General features: G+C 67.4%; 15 protein-coding genes and 1 tRNA gene. 11 read left to right on the forward strand and 5 right to left on the reverse strand.

Annotated elements, in window-relative coordinates; genetic code table 11:
• Positions 1-14: 14 nt before the first annotated feature.
• The 7 genes from MPE_RS04240 to MPE_RS23880 all read left to right on the forward strand — a co-directional run bounded on the left by MPE_RS04240 (position 15) and on the right by MPE_RS23880 (position 5606).
• Entirely contained in the window at positions 15-1415 is a 1401-nt protein-coding gene (locus tag MPE_RS04240) for a cytochrome b (protein WP_011828450.1), read from the forward strand.
• Between the two features lie 20 nt (positions 1416-1435).
• Positions 1436-2203, forward strand: coding sequence for a cytochrome c1 (locus MPE_RS04245; RefSeq protein ID WP_011828451.1), 768 nt, complete (start codon positions 1436-1438; stop codon positions 2201-2203).
• A 127-nt stretch (positions 2204-2330) separates the two neighbouring features.
• The gene (locus tag MPE_RS04250) at positions 2331-2945 is read left to right on the forward strand and encodes a glutathione S-transferase N-terminal domain-containing protein (RefSeq protein ID WP_011828452.1); all 615 of its coding nucleotides are present in this window, start codon (positions 2331-2333) and stop codon (positions 2943-2945) included.
• 26 nt (positions 2946-2971) lie between these two features.
• Entirely contained in the window at positions 2972-3508 is a 537-nt protein-coding gene (locus tag MPE_RS04255; RefSeq protein WP_011828453.1) for a ClpXP protease specificity-enhancing factor, read from the forward strand.
• 71 nt (positions 3509-3579) lie between these two features.
• Positions 3580-3655: transfer RNA gene (locus tag MPE_RS04260), tRNA-Thr, on the forward strand.
• Between the two features lie 129 nt (positions 3656-3784).
• Complete coding sequence (locus MPE_RS04265) at positions 3785-4798, forward strand: IS5 family transposase (protein ID WP_011830032.1); 1014 nt, start codon at positions 3785-3787, stop codon at positions 4796-4798.
• Between the two features lie 166 nt (positions 4799-4964).
• Complete coding sequence (locus MPE_RS23880; RefSeq protein ID WP_148210887.1) at positions 4965-5606, forward strand: hypothetical protein; 642 nt, start codon at positions 4965-4967, stop codon at positions 5604-5606.
• Positions 5607-5770: 164 nt separating this feature from the next.
• Here MPE_RS23880 and styC read toward each other — a convergent pair whose 3' ends face one another.
• A complete protein-coding gene (styC, locus tag MPE_RS04270; protein ID WP_011828456.1) occupies positions 5771-6256 on the reverse strand; it encodes a styrene-oxide isomerase StyC in 486 nt (161 codons plus the stop codon).
• A gap of 152 nt (positions 6257-6408) precedes the next feature.
• Between styC and MPE_RS04275 the strand changes: the two genes are divergently transcribed.
• Positions 6409-6726, forward strand: a complete 318-nt coding sequence (locus MPE_RS04275) for a muconolactone Delta-isomerase (RefSeq protein ID WP_011828457.1) — start codon at positions 6409-6411, stop codon at positions 6724-6726.
• 7 nt (positions 6727-6733) lie between these two features.
• Here MPE_RS04275 and MPE_RS04280 read toward each other — a convergent pair whose 3' ends face one another.
• Genes MPE_RS04280 through MPE_RS04290 form a run of 3 tightly spaced genes read right to left on the reverse strand, consistent with a single transcriptional unit; the run spans position 6734 to position 11410 of the window.
• Positions 6734-7666 (reverse strand): dimethyl sulfoxide reductase anchor subunit family protein, encoded by a 933-nt coding sequence (locus tag MPE_RS04280; RefSeq protein ID WP_011828458.1) that lies wholly within the window; start codon positions 7664-7666, stop codon positions 6734-6736.
• Positions 7667-7679: 13 nt separating this feature from the next.
• Complete coding sequence (locus MPE_RS04285) at positions 7680-8468, reverse strand: 4Fe-4S dicluster domain-containing protein (RefSeq protein ID WP_011828459.1); 789 nt, start codon at positions 8466-8468, stop codon at positions 7680-7682.
• Positions 8465-11410 carry a molybdopterin oxidoreductase family protein gene (locus tag MPE_RS04290; protein WP_011828460.1) on the reverse strand — a complete coding sequence of 982 codons (2946 nt, stop codon included), beginning with the start codon at positions 11408-11410 and terminating at the stop codon, positions 8465-8467. Before MPE_RS04290 ends, MPE_RS04285 begins: the two co-directional genes overlap by 4 nt.
• Positions 11411-11492: 82 nt before the next feature.
• On the opposite strand from MPE_RS04290, the gene MPE_RS04295 reads away from it, so the two are divergent.
• On the forward strand, positions 11493-12470 hold the full coding sequence (locus MPE_RS04295; RefSeq protein ID WP_011828461.1) for a LysR family transcriptional regulator: 978 nt from the start codon (positions 11493-11495) through the stop codon (positions 12468-12470).
• A 14-nt stretch (positions 12471-12484) separates the two neighbouring features.
• On the opposite strand, the gene MPE_RS04300 is transcribed toward MPE_RS04295, so the two are convergent.
• A complete protein-coding gene (locus MPE_RS04300; protein ID WP_011828462.1) occupies positions 12485-13051 on the reverse strand; it encodes a cysteine dioxygenase family protein in 567 nt (188 codons plus the stop codon).
• Positions 13052-13172: 121 nt separating this feature from the next.
• On the opposite strand from MPE_RS04300, the gene MPE_RS04305 reads away from it, so the two are divergent.
• A complete protein-coding gene (locus tag MPE_RS04305) occupies positions 13173-13472 on the forward strand; it encodes a YciI family protein (RefSeq protein WP_011828463.1) in 300 nt (99 codons plus the stop codon).
• Between the two features lie 78 nt (positions 13473-13550).
• On the forward strand, positions 13551-13847 hold the full coding sequence (locus tag MPE_RS04310) for a cupin domain-containing protein (RefSeq protein WP_011828464.1): 297 nt from the start codon (positions 13551-13553) through the stop codon (positions 13845-13847).

The following is a 13847-nucleotide window of genomic DNA, read 5'->3' on the forward strand; positions in this document are numbered from 1 at the left end:
AGCACGAGGACACCATGGCCGAATTCAAGACCGCCCCTGCCGACGCGCCCGTGGCGCAGAAGCTGATGACCTGGGTCGACAACCGCTTCCCGGCGACCAAGCTCTACAAAGAGCATCTTTCCGAGTACTACGCGCCGAAGAACTTCAACTTCTGGTACTTCTTCGGTTCGCTGGCGATGCTGGTGCTGGTGATCCAGATCGTCACCGGCATCTTCCTGGTGATGAACTACAAGCCCGACGCCAGCCTGGCCTTCGCGTCGGTCGAGTACATCATGCGCGACGTGCCCTGGGGCTGGCTGGTGCGCTACATGCACTCCACCGGTGCCTCGGCCTTCTTCGTCGTGGTCTACCTGCACATGTTCCGCGGCCTCATGTACGGCAGCTACCGCAAGCCGCGCGAGCTGGTGTGGATCTTCGGCTGCGCGATCTTCCTGTGCCTGATGGCCGAGGCCTTCATGGGCTACCTGCTGCCCTGGGGCCAGATGTCGTACTGGGGCGCCCAGGTGATCGTCAACCTGTTCGCCGCCGTGCCCTTCGTCGGCCCGGACCTGGCGCTGCTGATCCGCGGCGACTACGTGGTGAGCGACGCCACGCTGAATCGCTTCTTCAGCTTCCACGTCATCGCGGTGCCGCTGGTGCTGCTGGGCCTGGTGGCCGCGCACATCATCGCGCTGCACGAGGTCGGCTCGAACAACCCCGACGGCGTGGAGATCAAGCAGAAGAAGTGGCCGAACGGCACGCCGATGGACGGCATCCCCTTCCATCCGTACTACACGGTGCACGACATCCTGGGCGTCAGCGTGTTCCTGATGATCTTCAGCGCGATCATCTTCTTCGCGCCCGAGTTCGGCGGCTACTTCCTCGAGTACAACAACTTCATCCCGGCCGACCCCCTGAAGACCCCGGCGCACATCGCCCCGGTGTGGTACTTCACGCCCTACTACTCGATGCTGCGCGCGACCACCGACTTCATGGTCAACGTGCTCGCGGTGCTGATCGCCGCCGGCGCGGTGCTGGCGGTGCTCAAGGGCAAGTTCGGCGGCGGCGCGAAGATCGCCGTGCTGGTCGGCGGGCTCGTCGCGATCGCGCTGCTGAAGACCTTCGACGCCAAGTTCTGGGGCGTGGTCGTGATGGGCGGTGCGGTCGTGATCCTGTTCTTCCTGCCCTGGCTGGACCACAGCCCGGTCAAGTCGATCCGCTACCGCCCGGACTGGCACAAGTACGTCTACGGCCTGTTCGTGCTGTTCTTCTTCGTCCTCGGCTACCTGGGCATCCAGGCGCCGACCGACATCGGCACGCTGGTTTCGCAGATCGGCACGCTGTTCTACTTCGGCTTCTTCCTGCTGATGCCGTGGTGGAGCCAACTCGGCACGTTCAAGCCGGTGCCCGATCGCGTGACCTTCGCCGCCCACTGAGCCTGCAGGAGCCCGAGAACATGAAGAAGCTGATCGCCCTGCTGCTGGCCGCATGTGCCTTTGCCGGCACGGCCCGCGCGTCCGAAGGCGGCATCGCCTGGGACAAGTTCCCCCAGAACAAGATGACCGACGTGGCGTCGCTGCAGCATGGCGCCAAGCTGTTCGTCAACTACTGCCTCAACTGCCACTCGGCCGCCTACATGCGCTACAACCGGCTGCAGGAGATCGGCCTGAGCGAAGCGCAGATCAAGGGCAACCTGCTGTTCGCGACCGACAAGGTCGGCGAGACGATGAAGGTCGCACTCGATCCCAAGCACGCCAAGGAATGGTTCGGCGGCGTGCCGCCCGATCTGACCGTGATCGCGCGGTCGCGGGCCGGTGCGGGTGGATCGGGTGCCGACTACCTGTACACCTACCTGCGCAGCTACTACCGCGACGACACCAAGGCCACCGGCTGGAACAACATGGTCTTCCCGAGCGTCGGCATGCCGCACGTGCTGTGGGAACTGCAGGGACAGCGGACCGCGAAGTTCGTCGAGGAAGCCGATCCGCACGACGCCAGCAAGAAGCTGCACCGCTTCGCCGGCTACGAGCAGCTGACCCCGGGCACGCTGAGCCCGCTGGCCTACGACGACGCCGTCGGCGACCTGGTGGCCTACCTGCAATGGATGGGTGAGCCGGCGCAGAACCAGCGCAAGCGACTCGGCGTGTGGGTGCTGCTGTTCCTCGGCGTGTTCACCATCATCGCCTGGCGGCTGAATGCGGCCTACTGGAAAGATGTGAAGTAAGTGACCCGCAGGCCGGGGCGCAGCAGGCGCCCACCGGTCTGAGACGGCGTGAGCGGAGCGGGATGCATGCATCCGCTCCGCTTGCGTTTTTTCTGATGGCCCCCGAAGAACCTAGGAGCCCGCCGCCATGATGGTGCTTTACTCCGGAACGACCGACCCCTACTCGCACCGCTGCCGTTTCGTGCTGTTCGAGAAGGGCATGGATTTCGAGATCCGCGATGTCGACCTGTTCGCGAAACCCGAAGACATCGCGCTGATGAACCCGTACAACGAGGTGCCCATCCTCGTCGAACGCGACCTCATCCTGTACGAGTCGCACATCATCAACGAGTACATCGACGAGCGCTTCCCGCACCCGCAGCTGATGCCGGGCGACCCGGTGGCGCGTGCGCGCGTGCGGCTGTTCCTGTTCAATTTCGAGAAGGAACTGTTCGCGCACGTGAACCTGCTCGAAGGCCGCAGCGGCGTGAAGGCCACCGACAAGCAGCTCGAGAAGGCGCGCAGCCAGATCCGCGATCGCCTCACGCAGCTCGCGCCGATCTTCCTGAAGAACAAGTACATGCTCGGCGACGACTTCTCGATGCTCGACGTCGCGATCGCGCCGCTGCTGTGGCGCCTGGACTACTACGCGATCGACCTGTCGAAGAACGCGCTGCCGCTGCTGAAGTACGCCGAGCGCATCTTCTCGCGCCCGGCCTACATCGAGGCGCTGACGCCGTCCGAGAAGGTGATGCGCAAGTAGGTCGCGCGGCAGGCAGGAGCGCCACGATGACGATCCCCGTCACGCCGGACACGCAGGGCGCCTCGACGCGCCCCTACCTGATCCGCGCGCTGCACGACTGGTGCACCGACAACGGCTTCACGCCCTATCTCGCGGTGTACGTGGACGGCTCGGTGCAGGTACCGGCCGAGTACGTCAAGAACAACGAGATCGTGCTGAACGCCAGCTTCGAGGCCACCAGCAGCCTGCAGCTCGGCAACGACTTCATCAGCTTCAAGGCGCGCTTCGGCGGCACCGCCCGCGAGATCGTCGTGCCGATCGACCACGTGATCGCCATCTACGCGCGCGAGAACGGGCAGGGCATGGCCTTTCCCGCGCCGCCGGTTGGCGCAGAGCCCCCGCCCGCCGAGGGCAACAGCAGTGCTGCGGAGGCCGCGGCCGCGCCCCGCGGCCTCCGGCTGGCCGAGACGCCGGCCGCCGATCCGTCGCCCGGGGACGAGGGCGCACGCGCGGCCGACGAAGACGAGCCCACGCCGCCCGAGCCGCCCGGTAGCGGCCGTCCCTCGCTCAAGCGCGTCAAGTAAACGTAGCGCCGGCCGCCGACGGCGGCGCAGTGCGCGCCGCCCGGGCACCCCTCCTACAATCCCCACGGCACGCCGGCTTAGCTCAGTTGGTAGAGCACCCGCCTTGTAAGCGGAAGGTCTTCGGTTCGATTCCGAAAGCCGGCACCATTTGAATCGATGTTCGCGCACAAGCGGCAAATTGTGTTTGTGCGATCTCGGGTTGAGCACTAGGGAAGCACTGATTTATCCGTGCAGGCCACGATGGCGTGCGGCGAATTCAGCGGCGATGATGCTGCCATGAAGCAGACGAGTTTTGCCACTGCCGAGTACGCCGGCAAGAAGCGCCAGACGCGCCGGGAGCGCTTCCTGGCCGAGATGAACGTGGTGGTTCCGTGGGCGCGGCTTGAGGCGCTGATCGAGCCGCACTACCCGAAGAGCGGCAAGGTGGGCCGACCGCCGATTGGCGTGCCGCGGATGCTGCGCATGTACTTCCTGCAGCAGTGGTACACGCTGGCCGACGAGGCACTGGAAGACGCGCTGTACGACAGCCAGGCCATGCGCGAGTTCATCGGCATCGACCTTGGGCGGGAGAACGTACCCGACGCCACAACGCTGCTGAAGTTCCGCCGCCTGCTCGAGCAGCACGACTTGACGTCGGCCATCCTGGCCGAGGTCAACGCGCACCTCACCGAGCGTGGGCTGCTGATGCGCCAGGGCACGGTGGTGGACGCCACCATCATTGCCGCGCCAAGTTCGACGAAGAACGAGGACGGCAAGCGCGACCCCGAGATGCACCAGACCAAGAAGGGGAACCAGTGGCACTTCGGGATGAAGATGCACTCGGGCGTGGATGCCGAGTCGGGTCTGATCCACAGCGTGGTCTGCACCGCGGCCAACGAGGCTGACGTGGCGCACGCGCACGAACTGCTGCATGGCCAGGAGAGCCAAGTTCACGGCGACAGCGGCTACACCGGCATCCAGAGGCGAGACGAGATCACGACGGCGCAGGAAGAGGGCAGGCTGCGCCAGGACATGGATTGGCGTATCGCCATGAAGCGCGGCCAACTCAAGGCCATGCCCGAAGGGCCGGCCAAGGCGATGCACGAGTGGTTCGAACGGCGCAAGGCTCAGGTGCGGGCCATCGTCGAACACCCGTTCCACGTCATCAAGAACCTGTTCGGCTACCGCAAGGTCAGCTACCGCGGGATCTCCAAGAACGAAGCTCGCGCGAAGGCGCACGCTGCGCTGGCCAACTTGTACATCGCCCGGCGCCGATTGCTGGCCCAAGGCCTCAGTGCGTCTGCTGCATGAACGGGGGCCTGAGAGCGGCCTCGAAGTGCCGCAGAAGGGGCTCATCGGTGCCACTTCTGAGTTCACGAGTCGCCATCAACGCCCGCTGTCGGCCGAGTCGCGGTCACGAAGCGGGTTGATCAGCGCTTCCCTAGTCCTCAGCGGGCTAGGGAAGTATCGAGTCACGATGCGAACGAATGGCTCAAAGGCGACATTTTTCTGGCATCCACTCATCTTCGCGATGATGTGTATGTCCGTTGTCGTGGTCATTTTTTTTGTCGTGTACTTTGAGCGCACGAAGAATTTTCCAGACTCGGCGTGGGTTCAGGCGGGGGCGGCAGCAATCAGTCTATTCATTGTGATTGGTCTTGCGTTTTGGCAGGACCATCAACTTCGAGTGCGTGATTTCGACGAACGGAAAAGGATCGTGGATGCTGCGTTCGCACCAACGATTGCCTTGGCGGAAGTTTTGATCTACGAAGTTGCTTGCGGGGCTACCTATCTTGAGGATCCCAGTGCAGCACGTGAACGCTTTGGAGAAACCGGCCAACCGCCGGTGTTGGATGAGCTACTGAAAGACTTGAATAGTCAGTCAATTGGTGCGCTTGGTTCTATTGATGCATTCAGGGCTGCACTGTTAGTGCGCCAGAACTGCTTGTCGATGGTCAGGTGGTATCAGGTTATCGCTGGCGAATTCATGGCTAGCAGAGCTCGAGGTGATGAGAACATGTACCCCGGCCGCGCAAGATTGGAGGCGCAGCAGGGCTGCGCCGAGGCTCGAGGAGCGATTGACAAGCTAATAATTGAGCGCGATCGACTAGTTGTTTGAATCGGGGTATTGATCGGCCTGGAATTTTTGCTGATCACCTATCTGACGCGAGGAGTTCGTTTGTGCTTTTGTGAGAGCCGTTGCGTCAATCGCGGATGAAATCCAAATGTGGTACGGATTGGGTGCATTTGGATTCCGAAAGTTGGCATCACGCGACCTCTCTCTCACGCAGCGGAACGTCCGGACCGCACGCCCTCCCAGCCGATGATCGCCAGCACCACCACGGCGATCGCGCCGAACAGGTAGGCGGGCGCCAGCGCGATGACGCTGTAGACATTGCCCTCGCCGAAGACATTGGGGCCGAAGCTCAGGCCGCGATTCGGCGACAGGTTGCTGAAGAAATAGAACACCACATTGGCCCAGCCATCCGCGACCACCAGCCAGCCCAACCACACCGCCTTGCGCTCGGGGAAGTTCAGCGCCGGCAGCACCAGCGCCACCGCGATGACCATCAGGCCGTTCAGGGCCGGCCCGCCGTGCGCCCGGCGCCAGCCCTCGGCCGACCCCGGCAACTGGAAGTGGACGATATGGCCCGGCACCAGCTCGAAGCCGCCGACGAGGAACATCCAGAGGCCGATCCCGCCGAGCAGTGTGGCCAGGATCATCAGCACGCCGTGCCCGAACCATTGCTTCTGCACCGAACTCAGCATCGTCGCCTCCGGGGGTGGTCGCGGTGTGTCCGCGCGGCGATGGTGCCAGGGTGCGGGGGGGCTTGTCGACGGCGCGCTGGCAGGGTAATCCGCGGGCACGGGCAGGCGGCGACGCCCCTAAAGTGGCCACTTCATCGTTCCGGAGGAGACCCATGCAAGTGCTGCTTCACGCCCATCTACGCAAGCCCGACCGCATGTCGAACCAGGAGTTCTTCGGCGCCTGGAAGCAGGAGTCCGCGGCGGTGGCGGCCGGCGTCGCGGCCGGTGTGATCCAGAAGGTCTGGAAGGTGCCGGGGCGCTACGAGGTGGTGGCGATCGTGGAGGTGGAGTCGGTCGAACAGATCGACGCGCTGACGCACAACCTGCCGCTGTTCAAGCTCGGCTACGACTTCATGTGCGACTTCCAGTGGACGCTGCTCGGCTCCTACGAGGAATGGTCGCAGCGCCTGGAAGTGCTGGCCGCCGGGTAGCCGCGGCTCACGACACCTGCTGGTAGTACAGGTTCTGCGGGTGGCGGGCCTGGGCGAAGAAGAACCAGCGCTCGGCCACCAGCCCCGGCGCCTGCACCAGCAGCGCCAGCCACCACACGGCGGCCGGGCCACCGAGCAGGCCCCAGGCCAGCAGCAGCGACGGCAGCGCGAAGCCGAGCACCAGGAAGGCGAGCTTGGTCTGCCGCATCGCGGCCAGCCCCATGCCATGGAAGAACTCGCGGGTGTTGAACGAGCCCGCCGACATGCCCATCGACTTCTGCACCAGTTGCGGCGCGCGGATGCCGGTGGCCGACTGCAGCGTCGACTTCGGCTTCAGCGCGGCATTGCGGCGCAACGCCAGCGTGCGCGTGAACCAGGCGGCCAGCGTCGCGATCAGCGCCCAGGGCGCCACGGCGCGCAGCAGTGCGGCCTCGCCGTAGCCGGCCGCCAGCGCGCAGGCCAGCACCAGCCCCGACGACAGGCCGATCAGCGTGTAGTTCACCAGCGTCAGCGGGTGGGCCCACTCCTGGATGAAGCGCACGCAGGCGTAGATCATCGCCGTGCAGTACCAGAGCACGGCCGCGCCGACCAGCGCCGCCACCGGCAGCAGCGTCGCCCACGGCGTGACAACGCCCCATCGAAGCGCCAGCCACCACACCGCCACGATGCCGATGAAGGCAGGCAGCACGATCACCTCGCGCGACATCCACGAGGTGCGCCACATCAGCACCGCGCGCCAGGCCCGTTCGGGCCGGCCCAGGTGCAGGAAGGAGGCGCCCAGGCCGAGCAGCAGCAGCACGCCGGCCAGCAGCAGCGCCGCGCTCAGGAAGCCGACGGACGGTGCCGGGCCGAGCAGCACCGCCAAGGCGAGCGCCACCACCAGGCCCTGCGCGACGCCGGCCAGCGTGGTGAAGAAGACGATCGAGAACGCGGGGTGCATGCGTCGCCCCCGCTCAATGCGCCGTGCCGGCGGGTCCGGGCGCGCCGTCGGGCCGCTGCCCGGCCACCTCGGTGATGCGGCGCGGCAGGTACTGGTTGGCCGGCTGCGTTTCCCACTCCGGCATCAGCGCGTAGCCACCGCGTTCGCGGATCGCCCTGGACACATCGGAGTCCGGGTCCTTCACGTCACCGAACAGGCGCGCACCGGTCGGGCAGGCCATCACGCACGCCGGCCGGCGATCGGCCTTCGGCAACCGCTCGTCGTAGATGCGGTCCACGCACAGCGTGCACTTGGTCATCACCTGCCGTTCCTCGTCGAGCTCGCGTGCGCCGTAGGGGCAGGCCCAGGAGCAGTACTTGCACCCGATGCACTTGTCGTAGTCGACCAGCACGATGCCGTCTTCCTTGCGCTTGTAGCTCGCGCCGGTGGGACACACCGGAACGCAGGGCGGGTCCTCGCAGTGCAGGCAGCTCTTGGGGAAGTGCACGGTGTCGGTGCCGGGGAAGACGCCGGCCTCGTAGGTCTGCACGCGGTTGAAGAAGGTGCCGGTCGGGCTGGCCGCGTAGGCATTCTCGTCGGCCAGCGGACCGGCCGAGCCGGACGTGTTCCATTGCTTGCAGGCGGTGACGCAGGCGTGGCAGCCGACGCAGACGTTGAGATCGATCACCAGCGCCAGTTGCTTGGCCAGCGTCTCCGGCGGTTCGTCGCCGTCACCGCGGCGCGCCGAGGGCGTGTCGCTCCGCCGGGCCGGGGCCTCGGCGACGAGCTCGGACTTCATCAGGTCTTTCAGCCACTGGATCATGATGTCTTGCGCCCCGCGAAATAGGTCAGCACCCGCGACGTCGTGCCGCGCACCCCGGGGGGTGCCGGCGTCGCCTTCACCTGCGGGAAGGTCTCCGCGGGCTCCTCGGGCGCCGCCGGGCGGATGCGCACCCGCACGTCGTACCAGCCGGCCTGCCCGGTGATCGGATCGGAGTTGCTGATCGTTCCCGCGGCACCGCCCGGGCCGCGCAGCGGCAACTCCTCGGAGATCAGGTGATTGAGCAGGAAGCCCTTGCGCGACTCGTCGGCGCCGGGCGCGAGCTGCCAGGCGCCGTCGGCCTTGCCGATCGCGTTCCAGGTCCACACGGTGCCGGGCTCCACCGCCTCGCTGTAGCGCAGCATGCAGCGCAGCTTGCCCCACTGGCTCTCGACCCAGCACCAGCCGCCGTCGGCGATGCCCGCGGCCTGCGCGGTGAGCGGGTTGACCTGCAGGTAGTTGTGGCTGTGGATCTGGCGCAGCCAGGCGTTCTGCGAATCCCAGGAGTGGTACATCGCCATCGGCCGCTGCGTGATCGCGTTGAGCGGGTAGGCGGCCTCGTCGGTGGCGGCGTACTCGAGCGGCGGATACCAGAACGGCAGCGGATCGAAATAGGTCGCGATGCGTTCGCGCAGGTGCTCGGGCGGCTGGCGGCCCGGGGTCTTGCCCTGCGCCGCGAGCCGGAAGCTCTGCAGCGTGTCGGAGTACAGCGCCAGCTGCACCGGGTCGTTGCGCTGGCGCCAGCCGTGCTCCTTCGCGAAGTCGAGGTAGCCGCGGTTCCAGTTGCGCATGTACTGCATGTCCTTGGGCAGGTGGTACTGGAAGACGCAGTTGTTCTTCTCGTACATCTCCCACTGCTTCGGATTGGGTGCGCCGCGCAGGTGCTTGTCGCCGTGCTCGCCGCGCCATCCCATCAGGAAGCCGATGCCGGGCTGCGGCTCGAACTTCACCACGAAGTCCGGGTAGCCGGTGAACTTGCGCCCGCCCTCGGCGGTGGTGAAGGCCGGGAACTTGAGTCGCGAGGCCAGTTCGATCAGCACCTCCTGGAACGGCTTGCACTGGCCGGTCGGCGGCAGCACCGGCACGCGCACCGAGTCGACCGGGCCGTCGAACTCCGAGATCGGCCGGTCGAGCATGCTCATCACGTCGTGGCGCTCGAGGTAGGTGGTGTCGGGCAGCACCAGGTCGGCGAACGCCACCATCTCGCTCTGGAAGGCGTCGCACACCACGAGGAACGGGATCTTGAACTCGCCGTCGTCGGCCTTCGCATTGAGCATCTCGCGCACGGCCATGGTGTTCATGGTCGAGTTCCAGGCCATGTTGGCCATGAAGATCAGCAGCGTGTCGATGCGGTAGGGATCGCCCTTGGTGGCGTTGGTGATCACGTTGTGCATCAGGCCGTGCGCCGAGAGCGGGTGCTCCCACGAGAACGCGTGGTCGATGCGGATCGGCGAGCCGTCGGGGTTGATCGCCAGCTCGTCGGGGCTGGCCGGGAAACCCAGCGGCGCCGCGTTGAGCGGCGTGTTGGGCTTGATCATCTCCGGCGAGTTGAACGCGCGGTAGTTGGGAACGATGTGGCGCGGGTAGGGCGCCTTGTGGCGAAAACCCCCGGGCGCGTCGATCGTTCCCAGCACGCTCATCAGCACCGCCAGCGCACGCACCGTCTGGAAGCCGTTGGAGTGCGCTGCCAGGCCGCGCATCGCATGGAAGGCGACCGGGCGTGCGCTCGTGGTCGGGTGCTGCTTGCCCCAGGCGTCGGTCCAGGGAATCGGCAGCTCGAAGGCCTGCTTCAGCGCTGTCTCTCCCAGCTCGCGCGCCAGCTTGCGGATGCGCTCGGCCGGGATGCCGGTGATCTGCGACGCCCACTCCGGCGTGCAGGTGGCCACGCGCTCGCGCAGCAGCTCGAACGACGGCGCGACGCGCGTGCCGTCGGCCAGCCGGTAATGACCTTCCAGCGCCGGCTCGCAGCCCTCGGCGATGCCCTCGGGGTAGGCCGCCTTCACGCTGCCGCTGGCGAGGTCCCACACCAGCTTGTTGTGCGGGTTGCGGCCGTCGCCCGGCGGGCCCGCTGCCGGATCGAAGGCGAACAGGCCCTCGCGCTCGCCGTCCTCCAGCACCACCAGCTGCGGCGCGTTGGTGTAGCGCTGCAGGAAGGGCCGGTCGATCAGATCGGACGCGATCAGCTCGTGCAGCAGCGCCATGAACAGGGCGCCGTCGGTGCCCGGCTTGATCGGGATCCACTCGTCGGCGATCGCCGAGTAGCCGGTGCGCACCGGGTTGATCGAGATGAAGCGACCGCCCGCGCGCTTGAACTTGCTCAGCGCGATCTTCATCGGGTTGCTGTGGTGGTCCTCGGCGGTGCCGATCATCACGAACAGCCTGGCGTGGTCGAGGTCGGGGCCGCCGAACTCCCAGAACGAGCCGCCGATCGTGTAGATCATGCCGGCGGCCATGTTCACCGAGCAGAAGCCACCGTGTGCCGCGTAGTTGGGCGTACCGAACTGACGCGCGAACAGGCCGGTGAGCGCCTGCATCTGGTCGCGGCCGGTGAACAGCGCGAACTTCTTCGGGTCGGTGGAGCGGATCTTCTGCAGCCGCTCGGTGAGCATCTCGAACGCGAGGTCCCAGCTGATGGGCTCGAACTCGCCGGCGCCGCGTTCGCTGCCTTTCTTGCGCAGCAGCGGCTGCGTGAGCCGTGCCGGCGAGACCTGCTTCATGATCCCCGACGAGCCCTTGGCGCAGATCACGCCCTGGTTGATCGGGTGTGCGGGGTTGCCGTCGATGTAGCGCACCTCCGGGCCGTTCTCGCCCTGCCGCAGGTGCACGCGGATGCCGCAGCGGCACGCGCACATGTAGCAGGTGGTGCACTTGACCTCGGTGGGCGCGGCCGGCAGCGGCGGCGCGAGCGGGTCGTGGATCGGATCGCTGGAGAGGAACTTGAACACCGTCCGGTCCCGGGTTGGCTGAGGGCTGCGATCGATGGTAGTGACGTGAACTCAAAGGAAAAAGCGGAGAATATTGCTCACGATGATCGATAAATCAGATCAAAAGAAAAGGCGCCCGGCGCGCGCCGCCGTGGCGGTCGACGGCTCGCCGCCGCTGCTGCCCGCGCGGCTGCGCCTGGGGCTGCGCCAGCTCGAGGTGTTCGTGGCCACCGCACGCGAGGGCAGCACGCGCGCCGCGGCCGACCGCGTGGCGCGCTCGCAGTCGGCGGCCAGCACCGCGCTGGCCGAGCTGGAGGCGGTGGTCGGCGTGCAGCTGTTCGACCGCGTGGGCCGCCGCGTGCTGCTCAACGAGAACGGCCGTGCGCTGCTGCCGCGGGCGCAGAGCCTGCTCGACGATGCCGCCGAGCTGGAGGGGCTGTTCAGCGGCGCGCATGAGGCGCCGCTGCGCGTGGCCGCGAGCTTCACGATCGGCGAGTACCTGCTGCCCGAGCGGGTGTCGCGCTGGATGCTCACCCACCCGGCCAGTCCGGTGCAGCTGCGCATCGGCAACACCCGCGAGGTGGTGGAAGCGGTGGCGGCGTTCGACGCCGACGTCGGCTTCATCGAGGGGCCGCAGACCCACCCCGATCTGGTCGTGCACCCGTGGCTGAGCGACGAGCTCGTGATCGTCGCCGCGCCCGATCACCCGCTCGCGGGGCGGGTGGCCACGCAGCGCCAGCTCGCGCAGGCCACCTGGGTGCTGCGAGAACAGGGCTCCGGGACGCGCCAGGTCGCCGATGCCTGGCTGGTGCAGTACCTGCCGCAGGTGAAGGTGGGCATCGAACTCGGCAGCACCGAGGCCATCAAGCATGTGGTGGCGGCCGGTGGCTGGCTCGGCTGCCTGTCTCGCCACGCGGTCGCGCAGTCGCTGGCCGACGGGCAGCTGGTGGCGCTGGACACGCGCCTGCCGCTGCCGACGCGCCGCCTGTCGATGGTGCTGCGCCGCGACAAGCGGCCCGGCCGCACCACGGCCGACTTCATACGCCACTGCGGCGGCCAGGCCGGTACGGGCCGCCGCTGACAGCGGCCCGCAACTCAGCCGCGCACCGGGCTGGAGTAGCCGGAGACGAAATCCTTGGCCGCGCCGCCCTCGGGCGGGAACACGTGGCGGCGGATCTTCCCGATGTTGCCGCCGTAGGCGTGGATGCTGATCGATACCCGGTCGTCGTGGCCGTTGCGCACGCGGTGCACGTCGCCGATGCGCGGCGACACGCAGGCCACGTCGCCCGGCCGCAGGTGCTCCTCGGGGCCGCTCGGGCGCGGCGTGCCGTCGTCGGCCAGCACGTAGGCCTGGGCGCGCTCGGCGCCGCGCAGCATGCCGATCACGCCCCACACCGTGTGGTCGTGGATCGGTGTCTGCTGGCCCGGGCCCCAGACGAAACTCACCACCGAGTAGCGGTCCTGCGGGTCGGCATGCAGCAGGTACTGCTGGTAGTACTGTGGGTGCGGCTGGGCCATCGCGGGGTCGAGCCAGTCGTCGTGCGCCACCAGCGTGCGCATCAGCGCCTCGACGCGTGGCAGCAGCGCGGCCTCCGCGCCGGCGGTCTCGGTCCAGCAGGTGTCCAGGTCCTGGACGAATCGATCCAGCGGGCCGGTGCTCATGGGGTCTCCTGTCGCAAGTGGAGGCCGCGGCGGCCGATCGCCGGCCGCAGCCTGCGGCGCATTGTGGCGCCGCGACGCCGCAGAATCGAGCCTTCCCTCACCCAGACCTTCCGGAGTCCGCATGCTCTTCGCCCTGCACATGATCGACAAGCCCGCCAGCCTCGAGCTGCGCCAGCGGCTGCGCCCGGCGCACCGGGCGCACCTCGATCTGATCGCCGACCGCCTGGCGATCGCCGGTCCGCTGCTCGACGAGGGCGGCGCGATGGCCGGCAGCCTGATCGTCGCCGAGTTCGCCGACCGCGCCGCGGTCGAGGACTGGCTGGCGAACGAGCCCTTCACGGTCGGAGGGCTCTACGCGCGGGTCGACATCCGGCCGTTCCGCAACGTGTACCCGCAGCGCGCGGGGTTCGCCGAGGTCTGAAGGGCCGCCGTCGCCCGCACAGCGCCGATTCGCCGCAGGCAGAATCCGCATCCACAGCAACCGACAGCGGAGTCACCCATGAGCGCCGTCACGTTCCCGGAATTCAAGGCCGCCGCGCTGGCGCGAGGCTACGACGAGGTGATCGAGCGCAGCTGGCAGCCGCTCGTCGCGCTGGACACGCATACGCACCCGTTCTCGGTCGAGGCCCTGGTGGTCCAGGGCGAGATGTGGCTGACGGTGGACACGCAGACCCGCCACCTGCGCCCCGGTGACCGCTTCGACCTGGCGCACGACGTGCCGCACGCCGAGCGCTATGGCAGCGAGGGCGCGACCTACTGGGTGGCCCGACGCAACGCCGCTGCGGCCGCATCCTGA

Source organism: Methylibium petroleiphilum PM1, from assembly GCF_000015725.1.
GTDB lineage: Bacteria > Pseudomonadota > Gammaproteobacteria > Burkholderiales > Burkholderiaceae_C > Methylibium > Methylibium petroleiphilum.